This window comes from Pseudarthrobacter scleromae, from assembly GCF_014644515.1.
Lineage (GTDB): Bacteria > Actinomycetota > Actinomycetes > Actinomycetales > Micrococcaceae > Arthrobacter > Arthrobacter scleromae.
In genome coordinates, this window is the sequence record NZ_BMKV01000005.1 from 222,257 (window position 1) to 235,499 (window position 13,243).

The 13,243-nt window shown below is 68.4% G+C and carries 13 protein-coding genes; 7 read left to right on the forward strand and 6 right to left on the reverse strand.

The features are described 5' to 3' along the window. Window positions 1-11: 11 nt before the first annotated feature. Window positions 12-572 (reverse strand): COG4315 family predicted lipoprotein, encoded by a 561-nt coding sequence (locus tag IEX33_RS14285; protein WP_188731241.1) that lies wholly within the window; start codon window positions 570-572, stop codon window positions 12-14. A 179-nt stretch (window positions 573-751) separates the two neighbouring features. On the opposite strand from IEX33_RS14285, the gene IEX33_RS14290 reads away from it, so the two are divergent. Both IEX33_RS14290 and IEX33_RS14295 read left to right on the forward strand, forming a co-directional pair. Beyond that, window positions 752-1,252, forward strand: coding sequence for a sigma-70 family RNA polymerase sigma factor (locus IEX33_RS14290; protein WP_188731243.1), 501 nt, complete (start codon window positions 752-754; stop codon window positions 1,250-1,252). Continuing rightward, complete coding sequence (locus tag IEX33_RS14295; RefSeq protein ID WP_188731245.1) at window positions 1,249-1,908, forward strand: zf-HC2 domain-containing protein; 660 nt, start codon at window positions 1,249-1,251, stop codon at window positions 1,906-1,908. The genes IEX33_RS14290 and IEX33_RS14295 overlap by 4 nt, the downstream gene beginning before the upstream one ends. Window positions 1,909-1,927: 19 nt before the next feature. Here IEX33_RS14295 and IEX33_RS14300 read toward each other — a convergent pair whose 3' ends face one another. Then, a complete protein-coding gene (locus IEX33_RS14300) occupies window positions 1,928-2,776 on the reverse strand; it encodes a DUF1206 domain-containing protein (RefSeq protein WP_188731247.1) in 849 nt (282 codons plus the stop codon). 238 nt (window positions 2,777-3,014) lie between these two features. Between IEX33_RS14300 and IEX33_RS14305 the strand changes: the two genes are divergently transcribed. Then, window positions 3,015-4,592 (forward strand): fimbrial protein, encoded by a 1,578-nt coding sequence (locus IEX33_RS14305; RefSeq protein ID WP_188731249.1) that lies wholly within the window; start codon window positions 3,015-3,017, stop codon window positions 4,590-4,592. Window positions 4,593-4,595: 3 nt separating this feature from the next. Further along, complete coding sequence (locus IEX33_RS14310; protein ID WP_188731251.1) at window positions 4,596-5,042, forward strand: hypothetical protein; 447 nt, start codon at window positions 4,596-4,598, stop codon at window positions 5,040-5,042. 61 nt (window positions 5,043-5,103) lie between these two features. Here the strand turns inward: IEX33_RS14310 and trmB are convergent, their stop codons facing one another. Next, window positions 5,104-6,027: a tRNA (guanosine(46)-N7)-methyltransferase TrmB gene (trmB, locus tag IEX33_RS14315; RefSeq protein ID WP_188731253.1), complete on the reverse strand. Its 924-nt coding sequence runs from the start codon at window positions 6,025-6,027 to the stop codon at window positions 5,104-5,106. Window positions 6,028-6,063: 36 nt separating this feature from the next. Next, window positions 6,064-6,483, reverse strand: a complete 420-nt coding sequence (locus tag IEX33_RS14320; RefSeq protein WP_188731255.1) for a hypothetical protein — start codon at window positions 6,481-6,483, stop codon at window positions 6,064-6,066. A 160-nt stretch (window positions 6,484-6,643) separates the two neighbouring features. On the opposite strand from IEX33_RS14320, the gene IEX33_RS14325 reads away from it, so the two are divergent. Both IEX33_RS14325 and IEX33_RS14330 read left to right on the forward strand, forming a co-directional pair. Then, window positions 6,644-7,945 carry an MFS transporter gene (locus tag IEX33_RS14325; protein ID WP_188731257.1) on the forward strand — a complete coding sequence of 434 codons (1,302 nt, stop codon included), beginning with the start codon at window positions 6,644-6,646 and terminating at the stop codon, window positions 7,943-7,945. 8 nt (window positions 7,946-7,953) lie between these two features. Then, window positions 7,954-9,342 (forward strand): MFS transporter, encoded by a 1,389-nt coding sequence (locus IEX33_RS14330; protein WP_188731259.1) that lies wholly within the window; start codon window positions 7,954-7,956, stop codon window positions 9,340-9,342. A gap of 69 nt (window positions 9,343-9,411) precedes the next feature. Here IEX33_RS14330 and IEX33_RS14335 read toward each other — a convergent pair whose 3' ends face one another. Further along, entirely contained in the window at window positions 9,412-10,176 is a 765-nt protein-coding gene (locus tag IEX33_RS14335; protein WP_188731262.1) for a class I SAM-dependent methyltransferase, read from the reverse strand. Window positions 10,177-10,503: 327 nt separating this feature from the next. Here IEX33_RS14335 and IEX33_RS14340 point away from each other — a divergent pair, with 327 nt between their 5' ends. Beyond that, a complete protein-coding gene (locus IEX33_RS14340; RefSeq protein WP_188731264.1) occupies window positions 10,504-12,399 on the forward strand; it encodes a DEAD/DEAH box helicase in 1,896 nt (631 codons plus the stop codon). Window positions 12,400-12,487: 88 nt separating this feature from the next. Here the strand turns inward: IEX33_RS14340 and IEX33_RS14345 are convergent, their stop codons facing one another. Beyond that, entirely contained in the window at window positions 12,488-13,138 is a 651-nt protein-coding gene (locus IEX33_RS14345) for an MBL fold metallo-hydrolase (protein ID WP_188731266.1), read from the reverse strand. Between the last annotated feature and the right edge of the window lie 105 nt (window positions 13,139-13,243).

Below are 13,243 nucleotides of genomic sequence, written 5' to 3' on the forward strand. Positions count from 1 at the left end.
GGGCCGGTCCGCTAGCCGGATGCACCCATCCTGATCATCTCGCCGGTCGGATCCGCCAGGTACCAGACGTCGTTCACGCCCTGGCCCAGGATGTCGCCGGGCTTCGTGTCCTTGGCGAAGTAGTACAGCGGCAGGCCGTTCAGCGTCACCTGCTGCGCGCCGTCCGGCGTCGTGATGGTGCCCACGGTCCCCGTGACACCTTCCACCTGGGGCGTCTCAACTGCGGTGGTGACCGGGGGCCACGCTGCAAGGCAGGCGTCCGTGCAGGCACTGGTTCCGGAGTCCTTCACGTCCTTTGTGAAGAAGTACACGCTCATCCCGTTGGCATCCACCACAATGTCCCCGGCGCTTGAGGGAGCCGTCTTAAGGTCGACGGCGGCACTTGCCGGCGGGACGGACGTTGCGGGCGGCGGGGTGACAGACGCGGCGGGGGCGGTTGCGGAGGCCGGAGGCGCACCTTCCGTGACGGCCGGGCTGGTGGTTTCCGGTGCCGTTCCGGTGCTGCCTCCGCAGGCAGTCAGTGCTGCGGAAAGGGCCAGGACGGCGAGTCCTGCGCCCACGTTGAGTTTCATGGCGTTGCTCCTTGCTGGCTGGGCCCGGCGTCGGACCGCCGAACGCTAACCCTTACGACGTACCGGGGTGAACAATGGTTCACACAGTCAGCCGCCGGCGGTTGAACCTTCCGGCCGCGGGCGGCGTCTTTACGGTGGTAAGCAGGAATGTGGGGCAGGGGCCCGGCAGGAGGGACGGCATGCCGCTCGATGAGGACGTGGTGGCGTCCATCTACCGCGACCACGGCGCTGCCCTGCGCCGCTTCGTGCTCAGCGCCTCCCACGACCCCCAGCTTGCCGAGGACGTGGTGCAGGAAACCGTGCTCCGCGTCTGGCAGCACACCCCCGAGATCACGGGCAGCCTCCGCAGCTACCTGTACCGGACGGCCAGGAACATCATGATTGACAACTACCGCCGGGCCCGGCGCCGTCCCGCGGAGACCCTGGAAAGCGGCCTGACAGAGCCGGCCGCGGTTCCGGAGAAGGTAGACGAACTGCTCAACCGCGTGCTGGTGGAGGAGGCACTGCTGCGGCTGAGCAAGGAACACCGGGACGTCCTGGTGGCGCTGCACTACCGCAGGTTCACCGTGAACGAGGCCGCCGTCCAACTCAACATCCCCAGCGGAACCGTCAAATCCCGCGCCTACTACGCCGTGCGGGCGCTGCGGACCATCCTGGACGAGATGGGGGTGGAACGGTGAACAGCGCCGAAACGCACCACCTGCTGGGCGCCTACCTCCTGGGCGGACTCGACGCGGAGGACCTGCGGGCCTTTGAAACACACCTGCAGGAATGCGGACAATGCCGGACGGAGCTTGCCGGCCTGGAGAAGGTTCCGGTGTTGCTGGACGCCCTTCCGGTACCGGACGCCGTTGCACTGACGGTGGCACCGTGGGCGGCGGACCCGCTTCCCCCCTCCGATCCCGCGCCGCTGCTGCGTCAGCTGGCCCGCCGCCGTCGGACATCACGACGGCGGTGGACGGCGCTGGCGGGCGCGGCCGCCGCGGCGTGCCTGGCACTGGGCCTGGCGGCGGGTCCGCTCCTGGCCCGGCCGCCGCAGCCGGACGCCACCTACTCGGTGCAGTCCGCCGGCGGCCTCCAGTTCAGCATCGACCTCGCCCGGAAGACCTGGGGAACCGAGCTGGCCGTGAACGGAAGCAGCCTGCCGCAGGACGGGACGCTGTCCCTGTGGGTCCGGGACCGGGCGGGCGGCGAGGACCGTGCCTGCGCCTGGACCGCCACCCCCAGCGGCAGGGTCAGGATCACGGGGGCCACGCCCGTCCAGCTGGGGAGCATCTCCAGCGTGGAACTGCGGGACGGCACCCAGCGCGCCGTGGCAGTGGTGACCGTGCCCTGATTCTCCTGGCGGTACCGATTTAGCGGTTCATTTTGGCCAGCTTGGCCCGCACCATCATGAACACGCCGTAACAGATCAGCCCGGCACCCACCGCGGCCAGGAGATAGATGCCGAAGGGCTGGTCGCGCAGGGCCCGCAGCCCGCCGTCGAGCCCGGTTGAGTCCTCCGGATGCGCCTGCACGGTGGCGATGGCGATCAGCAGGCCCGTCAGCAGCAGCACCGTTCCCTTGGCCACGTACCCGGTGACGCCAAGGACGGTCACAGCGGTCCGCGCCGAGGGGGATGCGGGCATGGCCAGGTGCTTTTCGAACGATTTCTTCAGCCCCCGGATGCCGTACACCACCCCGGCCACCGCGATGCCGATACCGACCAGGACCAGCAGGGCCACGCCGCCCGGGGCCTTCATGACCGCGACGGTTAGGTCGCTGGCGGTCTCTTGGTTGTCCCCGCCGGAGCCCGTTCCCGTGGCGAAGGACATCAGGGTCAGGGCCAGCCCGGCGAACACCAGCGCCTGGGCGCCAGCCTTGGCCTTCTTGCCGGCCTTTTCCTTGGCGGGCAGGTGGTTGTAGTCGAAGATGGCATCGCTGACCTGCCAGAGCGCCAGTGCAGCGCAGGCTGCGAAACTTGCCCAGAGAAGGAACGGCCCCGCCGGCTGGGTGGCAAGCTCCGCCACCGCGCCGCTGAAGTCCGCGTTCCCGGTACCGCCAAACGCCAGCCGGATGGCGATTGCTCCCACCAGCAGGTGCAGGATCCCGCTGGCCGCGAACCCGGCCCGTGCCAGCAGTTCCAGCGTCCGCGAATTAGTGACGTTCTCCGCCGCGTCGGCGGCCTGCTTCAGTTCTCTTTTGATGGCGGTTCCTTTGTGCAAATGCTCTTCCGGTGTGCGCCCCTGCACACTAGGGCAATCGTGCCACGCCCGGGCGGTACTGGGACAGTGGCCGCCGCCTGCGGCCTGGCCGCGGCGGCTGCGCCCCGGCCTGGCGACTGCCCGGTTGCCTGTGACACGGGGCGATGGGGAGGGATCCCCATCGCCCGGCCGTGGCAGCCGTGCAACGATATGGACCAGCGATTGAACACGCACCGCGAACATCTCCCGGGGGAACACCATGACTTTTTACGGCGCTGACGTCAGCCAGCTGCGGGCCCTGGCCAAGGCCGCCGACAGGGCGGCGTCATCGCTGAGTACCCAGGCAAGCTCACTGCACAGCCAGATCCAGTCGGCGCCGTGGAAGGGCAGCGACGGTGACCGGTTCCGGCAGGAGTGGAGCGGGAACCACCGCCCAGGGCTGGAAAAGGTGGTGTCCAGCCTGCGGGAGAACTCCAGAATCCTGCTGCAGCACGCTGATGAACAGGAGAAATCATCGTCCCCGGCCGGCAGCGGCGGAAACAGCGCCTGGGACCGGATCACGTCACTGGCCGGCCAGGCCCGGGACTGGCTGACGGAACAGGCAGCCGCCGCAGCAGCAGCCGCTGAACACCGCCGGGAGCTGCAGTCGGACCTGGAGCGCATGCTGGAGGCGGGTCCGGAAGAGCAGGCCGCCTGGTGGGACAGCCTCTCCGCGGCTGACCAGCGGTACCTGATTGAGGGCGGCAACGACGACGGCCCGTTTGCCCGCGACCTCATGCGCATGGACGGCGGGATCCCTGCCTCCGTGCAGGAGCAGGCCAGGGAGCACCTCCAGGAGCTGGCCAAGGCGGACATCCCCGTCTACTCCGAGACCGGCACGGCGTCCATCGAGGCGCGGGTCGCATGGGTCCACGGCGGCGCCGAAGTTGGCACGGAAGTGGTGGAGAACGCTGACGGCTCCGCCACCATGAAGGTGTACGGGAACATGGGCCTGGGGGTGAATGACACCACCGGCGCTGCGGGAGTCACGCTCAGCGGCGAGGTTTCGCGCGAGTACACGTTCGGAAGCGTGGAGGAGGCCATGGAGGCCCGGGAGCAGATGTACCGGGACCTGCCGCCGGACAACGTGGGCGAGATCAAGGACGTGGCCGGCAACCCGCCGGGGTACATCCTGGACACCATCAACGAGGCTGCCGGGGACAACGGCTCCACCGGCCAGACGGACAAGGCCAAGGGCACCCTGTCCCTGGAGGCCACGGGGGAGGCAGGCACCGCTTCCGGCTCGGCGAAGCTGGACCTGGCCTACGAACGAAACCTGACGGACGGGACCGCGACGGCGGGCGGCGAGGTTTCTGCGCAGGGCAAGCTCAACCTGGACGGCCGGGTGTTCGAGGCCTCCGGCAAGGGCGGGCTGCAGGTCAGCCTGGACAAGGACAGCAACATCGATTCGGTGACGGTATCGATGGACGGAACGGTAGCGCAGGGCGTCACGGCAGGCACGGACGTCAAGGCGGCCAAGGTGGAATCCTCCGTCAGCGTGGGCAGCCAGGGCACCGTGAAGATCAACGTCGACTACACCCCGGACAACAGGGACGTCATCGACAGCTATTTGCGGAACGTCGCCCTGGGCAATGACTACGGCGCGGCCCGGGACGCGGCAAAGCTCTACGAGGCCGGGTCTGCCACCGTCCAGGTCAACAGTGTTGTCACCGCCTCCCATGAGGCGGGCCTTGACGTGAAGGTGGGCGAGGTGGAGGTCAAGACCGAACACCAGGCCACCACCAACGTGTCCACGTACTATAAGGTGCCCAACGACACCAAGCTCGAGAGGCTGTGACCCATGTCAGTGCACATCGAATCCCCGCTGGGGTTCACCGCAGAATTTCCCGAGCACACCCAGGTCCTGGAAGATTCCACCGCCGGGCCCAACACCGAGCAGTACGGACTCCTGGGCGACGTCCTGGTGACCGTCATCAAGGACGATGCCTCCGTGCAGGGTGCCCCGCAGGCGAACGGGTGGGCGCACCTTATGTCCGAGTTCTACCGGGAAGAGCGGGGCGGCTCCCTCCTGGCCGAGGGCGAACTGAACCTTCCGGGGAAAGCTGCTTACGCCGTGGTGGTGGGCTACAACGACGCCGGGGGTTCGGCGAAGGTTGCAGCCACAGTGGGCGTCTGGGAGAACGGGCGGTTCATCGGCGTGGTGGTCATCTGGCCCTCTACGGACCCGTCCATTGAACCGAGGCTCGGCATGTTGAAGGAGATTGTGGCCGCCATCAGCGTCGCCTGACCCTGGCTGCTGGCTGGGTCGTTGACCCTGCCTGCTGCCTGCTGCCTGCCCCTGATGCTGGTCAGCGCCGGCGGTAGCAGAGGTCGAAGATCAGCCGCCCGGCTTCATGGGCCTTCGCCTCGAAACTGGTCCGGATCCTTCCTTCGAAGCGGGGTGCCCAGCCTCCCGTTTCGTCGATGCCCTCGTTGGGTCCTGTGTGCGCTGTGCTGACCGGAGCCCGGCCCTCCCTGACCGGTGCCCCGCCCACCACGGACTCGACGCCGGACTGCCACACCTGCGTCAGGGGGCTTTCCGGCCCGCGGCGCTCGCCGGTGTGGAGGTTTTCGAAATCCTTGGAGTCCGCCAGGACGTCACGGACATGGACGGCATAGTTTGACCAGTCGGTGGCAATCCGCCACAACCCGCCCGGCTTCAGCGCCCTCGCTGCAAGGTCCGCGAACTCGGGCTGGATGAGGCGGCGCTTGTGGTGCCGGGACTTGTGCCACGGGTCGGGGAAGAAGACCCAGAGCTCACTGACCGATCCGGGCGGGAGCATGGTGGCCAGAACCTCCGGGGCATTGGCCTCAACCACCCGGACGTTGCTGAGTCCGCGGCTGTTGAGCTTGATGATGGTGTTGGCCAGGCCCGGGGTGTAGACCTCCACCGCCAGGAAGTCGGTGTCCGGGTTCTGCTCGGCGGCATGGCACACGGCATCGCCCAGGCCGGAGCCGATCTCCACAATGAGGGGGGCCGTGCGCCCAAACTCTGCTTCGGCGTCGAAGGTGTAATCCGGGTGGACGGAGGTGTTGGCAACGTGCCGCGGGACGTCCACAGCCCACCGCTCCGCGTGCTCCTCCCATGCCGCCTGCCGCCGGCCCTGCAGGCGGGTGCCGCGGCGGACAAAGCTCACCGGCCGCCCGCCATACGTGCCGAAGGAAGCCTGCGTTCCGGGCGTGACGGGCCTCGGGACATGCGGCTGCTGGGGGTTTTCTGGGGATTCGCTCATCCCTTCCAGAATAGCGGCGCAGGAGAGGAGCTTCACTTACAGGTTCCCCAGCAGGTCAAGCGCAGGACCCAAAGCAAGGGCCACGACTAAACCGGCAATGCATAAGGCGGCAGCCGCCGACGGCCGGTCAGGCGATGACTCAGGTGAGCGATTGATGACATGTATCGCCAAAGCCAGGGACGGTACAGCAAAAAGGAGCGGCAGGCTGAAGAACACCAAGGGGGTCACCCAAGGCATCTCCGACGGCCCCTCTGAGGGATAGGTGGCAAGCATCGCGAACATGGCCAGTGGGGCGGTGATAACCATGCTGGCCAAGGCAAGAATGGCCAAGATCAGGCTGGCTGTTGCCCCGCGGACGTTGCGGTCTTCGAAAGCTTCATGGGCTTCCGGTTTACGAAGCGACTCGTGCTGCGCCGTCCGTTTCTCCGGTGGCTCATTTGGTGGGGGAACACCCATTGCTCTCCTCGTGCTCTTAGTGGCTGATGGCTGACGACGCAACCGGCTGGTTTGCCTGCGCACAACTGCAGCTCCAACGTATGGAGGCAGCGGAGGAGCCGGAAGATGTCGCAGCCCGCATGTGGATAACCGGGGAAACAAGTCCTGCAAGAATGGGCGGGTGAGGGAAGCGACGAACGCCGGGGCAAGGAAGCAGCGGACTGTTGAACCTGCGGCGAGCGAGCCGGCAGGCACCCTGGTGGATGCCGAGGTTGATGAGTCGCCTGTACCCGGGCCCACCCACGTTGGGAGCCGGCGGCAGCTCGCCTACCTGGGGCTGTGCCTGGTCCTGATAGGACTGAACCTGCGCACAGTCTTCTCCAGCTTTTCGGCGGTCCTGCCTGAGGTGACGGCCCAGGCCGCACTCCCCGGCTGGGCCGTGGTGGTGCTGACCACGGTTCCCGTTACCCTGCTGGGCGTGTTCGCGCCCCTTGCCCCGGTCCTGGCCAGGCGGTTCGGCGCTGAGCGCGTGCTCCTCGGCGCCATGGCAGTACTCACGGCCGGACTGCTGCTGCGCCCGGTTGAGCTGCCCGGTCCCAGCCACTTGCCCGCGCTGCTCGCCGGGACAGCCGCATGCGGCGCCGCCATCGCCCTGTGCAACGTCCTGCTGCCCGGCCTGGTCAAGCGCGACTTCCCGCACCGGCTGGGCCTGATGGGAGGGCTCTACACCACGGCCATCTGCGCCTCGGCAGCACTCGGGGCGGGCTTCACCTACCCGCTGTACACGGCCTCGGGGGAGTGGACCCTGGCGCTGTGGTTCTGGGCGGCGCCTGCCGCCGTCGTACTTTTGCTCTTCCTTCCGGTGGCACTCCGCCAGCCCCGCATCCAGCACCAGGCCGTCAGGGACGGCGTCAACGTGTGGCGCTCTGCGGTGGCCTGGCAGGTGACCATCTTTATGGTGCTGCAGGCCATGATGTCCTTCAGCGTCTTCGCCTGGCTGGCCCCGATCCTGCGGGAACGGGGCGTGGACGGGGCCACGGCGGGGCTGATCGTCTCCATGTGCATCGTCCTGCAGATGCTCGGCTCGCTGTTCGCGCCCGCGCTCGCAGCCAGGTTCCACGATCAACGGGCCATCAACACCGTGGTGGCCCTGATGACCGGCGGCGGCTTCGCCCTGAGCATCTTCGGTCCCCTTGACCTGGTCTGGGTGTGGGCGGGGCTTCTGGGCCTTGGCCAGGGAAGCCTCACCGCCGTCGCCCTCACCATGATCATGCTCCGGACCCGCGACGGGCACACTGCGGCGCACCTGTCCGGCATGATGCAGGGCGTGGGCTACGGGCTGGGCTCCACCGGGACACTGATGGTGGGCCAGTTGCACCAGGCCACCGGGTCCTTCACCGCCGCAGGAGTCCTGTTCCTGGTGGTCGGCCTGCTGGCGGGGATCTTCGGGTACCGCGCCGGCCGCAACCGGTACGTCAGCTGAGGGACCAGGTGCAGGATCCCGTTGTTCCAGCCACCCGTCCGGCGTCAGGCATTCTTGCCGGCCCGTACCTCTGGGTGACCGTAGGGACGTGCGCCCTGGTGTTCCTGGCCGCGTTCGAATCCCTTGCCGTCACCACCATCATGCCCCTCGTCAGCCGCGAACTCGACGGCGCGGCACTCTACGCCCTCGCCTTCGCCGGTCCGCTGGCAACTGGGGTGATCGGCATGGTTGCGGCCGGAAACTGGTCCGACTGGCGCGGACCCACGGCCCCGCTCTACACCTCCGTCGCGTTGTTTGTGCTGGGACTGCTGATCGCGGGAACCGCTGTATCGATGCCGGCGCTCGTGGCAGGCCGCCTGGTGCAGGGCCTCGGCGGGGGAGCCCTGACCGTCTCGCTGTATGTGCTGGTGGCCCGCATCTATCCCGGCGCGCTGCATCCGAAGATCTTCGCGGCGTTCTCCGCCGCGTGGGTGATCCCGTCCCTCGTGGGCCCGTTCGCCGCCGGCATCGTGGCGCAGGTCTTCAGCTGGCACTGGGTGTTCCTGGGCGTGGTGGGCCTGGTCATCCCGGCGCTGCTGATGATCGCACCTGTCCTCAAAAGGCTGGACAGTAAACCCGCCGCACAGCCCTCCACGCCGTGGGCGGTGGGCCGGCTGGCGTGGGCGGCGCTGGCCGCCGCCGCGGTGCTCGGGCTCAACCTGTCTGCCGGGGTTCGCGTTCCCGGCATTCCCGCAGTTGCAGGCGCCCTCGCCGTCGCGGCCGTGGGCGTGGCGCTGCTGGCAGTCCGGCCACTGGTTCCCCGTGGCACCCTCACTGCCCGGCGCGGACTGCCCAGCGTCATCCTTACCCGCGGGCTCGCCTCGGCCGGGTTCTTCGGCGCCGAGGTCTACCTGCCCTACCTGCTGATCGAGCAGTACGCCTTCCCGCCCACCTTCGCGGGCCTGACCCTCACCGCCGGGGCACTGTCCTGGGCAGGCGCGTCAGCCGTCCAGGGCAGGCTGGGTGCCAGGCTGCCGCACCGCCGCGCCGTGGGCATTGGGGCGCTCATGGTCCTCGGAGCGGTGGTCCTGGCCCTGGCAACGGCAGCGCTCAACTGGCCGGCCGCCATCGCCATCGCAGGCTGGATCTCCGCCGGCGGAGGCATGGGGCTGCTGTATCCGCGGCTCAGCGTGATGACCCTGGCACTGTCCACCAAGGAGAACGAGGGCTTCAACAGCTCCGCCATGTCCATTGCGGATTCCCTGGGCGGGGCGCTGGCACTGGCCATCACGGGCATCGTCTTCGCGGCCTTTACGACGACGGCGGGTTCCTTCGCCGGGGTCTTTGGCCTTGCCGCCGTGCTCGCCGCAGCCGCGGCCGCCGTGGCGCCCCGCGTCACCGCCGCCAAAACCCCCTGAGATTTTGTCCAGATATGCAGGGAGTCAGGCCTGGAACCCTGCCTATCCGGACAAAAACTCCATAGGGGGTCAGGGGAGCCGGGTTGCGCGCACCACCACGTCGGCGATGGTTGCGTGCTGGCCCTCCGGTCCCGTCACCGGCCGTTCCCGGCTGGTCTGGACCTCCAGCTGCCACTCCGGTCCCTCCAGTCCCAGTTCCTGGACCAGTTCATCGCCGGTGTAGAACATCTCCCGGTGGTGGTGCCCGGCACCGCCCCACGGCGGCAGCCGGTCCGGGTGGTGGCCCACCACCAGCAGCGTTCCGCCGGGCTTGACCGCTGACGCAGCCGTGCGCAGCGGGCCCTGCCAGGCGAGCTCCTGGGAGTGCAGGAACTGCGCTGTCACCAGGTCGAAGGACGCCCCGGGCTGCCACTGCTCCAGGTCCGCCTGCTGCCAGGTGATCCGGCTCGCGATGGCGGCATCCGCGGCGTGGACGGCTTCCCGGGCCAACGCCGCCTTCTCGTGCGAGCGGGCCCGGTCCAGCGCCACCGCGGAAACGTCGACGGCGGTGACGGTCCAGCCCTGCTGGGCGAGCCAGATGGCATCCGCGCCCTCACCGCAGCCCAGGTCCAGCGCCTTTCCCGGCCGCAGGCCCCCGGCCTCCCGGACCAGCTGCGGGTTGGGTTTGCCGCTCCACATCTGGGGTTTGCTCCGGTACCGCTCATCCCAGGTGGCAGCGGCGTCCGCTGCGCCGCCTGTCGCCGTGCCCCCGGCAAGCGTGCCGCCGGAAAGGCCGGGGCCGCCGTCGTGCGGGTGATGCTGCGTGTCATGCTGGTGGGCCGCGTTTTCGCTCATGCCCCAAGCCTGCCCCGCGGTGCCATTCAAGGCAACGGGGAGGGGCGGGGGAAACCTGCCGGCGGCGGGATGCTAGACTGGTGGAACTTGATGTGCAGTGATGCCCAGGTTTTCCTGTTCGGAGGTACACCTCCAGCCAGGGACTGGGCTTTTTTCATGTGAGAGGCACATCCTGCGTCGATGAACGCGTTCCATTTGGTCCCGGCTGACTGCCAAAATTTGCAGCGGCCCGGTTGATCACCTGACTTTTCTTCGGCGAACCCCTGGTCCAACCGGCATCGGGGGCCGATATCCGCCTGGATACCGCCTGAAAGACCGTATAAATACATGACTACTTTTTCTGCCCTCGGTACACCCAAGGCCCTTGCAGACACCCTCACCGCACAGGGAATCGTTGAACCGTTCCCCATCCAGGTCAAGACCCTCCCGGACACGCTGTCCGGGCGTGACGTCCTGGGCCGCGGCCGGACCGGATCCGGTAAAACCATCGCTTTCGCCATCCCGCTTGTAGCAAGACTCGCTGAGCGGGAAGCCAAGCACTTCCGCAAGCCCGGACGCCCCATGGGCCTGGTCCTGGCACCCACCCGTGAGCTGGCAACCCAGATCAACGCCACCATCGAGCCGCTGGCCAAGGCCGCCGGCCTGAACACCACCGTGATCTACGGCGGCATCTCCCAGGCGCGCCAGGAAAAGGCGCTGCGTGCCGGCGTCGACATCGTCATCGCCTGCCCCGGCCGCCTTGAGGACCTGATCCGCCAGCGCGTCCTCACACTTGAGGCCGTGGAAATTACGGTCCTGGACGAGGCGGACCACATGGCCGACCTCGGCTTCCTGCCCGTGGTGAAGAAGCTCATGGACATGACCCCCAGCCAGGGCCAGCGCCTGCTCTTCTCCGCAACCCTGGACAACGGCGTGGACAAGATCGTCCAGCGCTACCTGTCCAACCCGCTGACCCACTCCGTGGACGATCCGCAGGCCGCGGTCACCACCATGGAGCACCACGTGCTGGTGGTCAACGACCAGACCGTCAAGAAGCAGCTAATCGTTGAGCTTGCCTCCGGTGCAGGCCGCCGCGTACTTTTCATGCGGACCAAGCACCACGCCCGCAAGCTCGCCAAGACCCTGACCGACGCCGGCATCCCCGCCGTCGACCTGCACGGCAACCTGTCGCAGAACGCCCGCGACCGCAACCTGGCCGAGTTCTCCTCCGGTGACGTCCGCGTCCTGGTGGCCACCGACGTCGCAGCCCGCGGCGTGCACGTGGACGACGTCGAACTGGTTATCCACGTCGACCCGCCCACCGAGCACAAGGCGTACCTGCACCGCTCGGGCCGTACCGCCCGCGCCGGTTCCGACGGCACCGTGGTCACGCTGACGCTCCCGGAGCAGCAGACCGACGTGAAGAAGCTGATGAAGGCCGCCGGCGTGGAGGTCAACTTCGAGCGCGTCACCGCCAACTCCCCGCTGGTTGCAGAGCTGGTGGGCGAAATGGCCGAGAAGATCGATCCGCGCACCCGCGCAGCGCTGCTGGCCAAGAAGGCCGCACAGCAGGGCGGCGGCACCTCCACCGGTGCCAACGCCGAGCGCAAGCGGGCCCGCCGCCAGGCCGCGCCCACTGCAGGTGGACGTGGCGGACGCGGTGGACGCGGCCGGGTTTCGGCTGAGCCCACCCGCACCGACATTCCCCGCGCAGAGCGCCGTGCCGTCGCTTTCGAGGGCCGGACCGAAGCCCGGGCTGCCTTCGACCGGGTGTCTGAGCAGAACGAGGACCGCGCAGTGGCAGCAGCAGCTGCACGCCGCAACAACCGCGGACGCGGCACGGCCTCCACGCACCGCAACGACGTCCCCGCGGCAGGTGGCCGTGCATCGGCCGGCCGCGGTTCGGACGGACGTGCAGAGTCACGCGTCACCCGCAGCGACGCCCCGCGTGGCGGCACCGGAAGGCCGGCTTCCTCAGGCCGTCCGGCTGCTTCCGGCGGCCAGCGCAGCGGCCGCCCGGCAACGGGCCAGCGTGCAGCAGCAGGTGCAGGTGCCCGGACCGGTGGCGCCCGCTCCGCCGGTGCAGCTTCGGCCGGCGGCGGCAACAAGGCCGTCTGGTCCTCCAACACCGGTGGCACCTCCGGCGGATCCTACGCCGGCAACGGCGGCGGCTCCGGCCGTCCCGCCCGCAGCGGACCCCGCCGCGCATCGGCCCCGGCGTCCAACGAACGGCGCAGCCGCTAATACCCACTAGTTCCCACATCGAGTGCTCCGTAGTTGTCCTTTAGACGCGTCATAAGGACAACTACGGAGCACTCGATGCGTTTAACAGCTACCAGCCGCGGGCGCGCCACTCCTCAAGGTAAGGCCGCTCGGCGCCCAGGGTTGTCGGCTTGCCATGGCCCGGGTGCACCACGGAGTCATCCGGGTAGGCCCCGAACAACCGCTCGCTCACATCGGTGAGGAGCTGGTTGAACCGCTCCGGGTCCTTCTGGGTGTTGCCCACACCCCCGGGGAACAGCGAATCACCGGAGAAGATGTGCACGGGTCCTTCCGGGGCTTCGTAAACAAAGGCAATCGAGCCGGGCGTGTGACCGCGCAGGTGGACCGCCGTCAGCGAAAACCCGTCCACGGCGACCGTATCCCCGTGCTCCAGGTTCCGGTCCACCGCAACCGGCAGCGCGCCGGCGTCGTCCGTTCCTGCAGCGGTGGGGGCCCCGGTGGCCTCCGCGAGCTCCTTCAGCGCCCGGACGTGGTCCCAGTGCTGGTGCGTGGTGGCGATCAGCCCCAGCCGCGGGGCCGCGGACGTGTCCGCAGCACCGTCTGCCAGCAGCTGCCGGATGGCGGGCGCATCATCCGCGGCGTCGATCAGCACCTGTTCGCCGCTGGCCTTGGCAGTCAGCAGGTACACGTTGTTGTCCATCTCGCTGACCGAAATCCGGCGGATGGTGATGTCACGGAGGCCGTGAATGAGTGAGTCCATGGGCTTCAGTCTGGACTAGTGACCGGACTCATAAAAGTCGGCCCTTCGGGAAACGGCTTGGTAGCGTCGAAAACCAAGCCACAGTCACTCATGGTGCGGGCTGGG

Excerpts from the sequence above, each read along its gene's own strand:
- IEX33_RS14305 (WP_188731249.1), top strand. The coding sequence starts at position 3,015 with ATGACTTTTTACGGCGCTGACGTCAGCCAGCTGCGGGCCCTGGCCAAG.
- IEX33_RS14290 (WP_188731243.1), top strand. The coding sequence starts at position 752 with ATGCCGCTCGATGAGGACGTGGTGGCGTCCATCTACCGCGACCACGGC.
- IEX33_RS14345 (WP_188731266.1), bottom strand. The coding sequence starts at position 13,138 with ATGGACTCACTCATTCACGGCCTCCGTGACATCACCATCCGCCGGATT.
- IEX33_RS14285 (WP_188731241.1), bottom strand. The coding sequence starts at position 572 with ATGAAACTCAACGTGGGCGCAGGACTCGCCGTCCTGGCCCTTTCCGCA.
- IEX33_RS14320 (WP_188731255.1), bottom strand. The coding sequence starts at position 6,483 with ATGGGTGTTCCCCCACCAAATGAGCCACCGGAGAAACGGACGGCGCAG.
- IEX33_RS14335 (WP_188731262.1), bottom strand. The coding sequence starts at position 10,176 with ATGAGCGAAAACGCGGCCCACCAGCATGACACGCAGCATCACCCGCAC.
- IEX33_RS14310 (WP_188731251.1), top strand. The coding sequence starts at position 4,596 with ATGTCAGTGCACATCGAATCCCCGCTGGGGTTCACCGCAGAATTTCCC.
- trmB (WP_188731253.1), bottom strand. The coding sequence starts at position 6,027 with ATGAGCGAATCCCCAGAAAACCCCCAGCAGCCGCATGTCCCGAGGCCC.
- IEX33_RS14340 (WP_188731264.1), top strand. The coding sequence starts at position 10,504 with ATGACTACTTTTTCTGCCCTCGGTACACCCAAGGCCCTTGCAGACACC.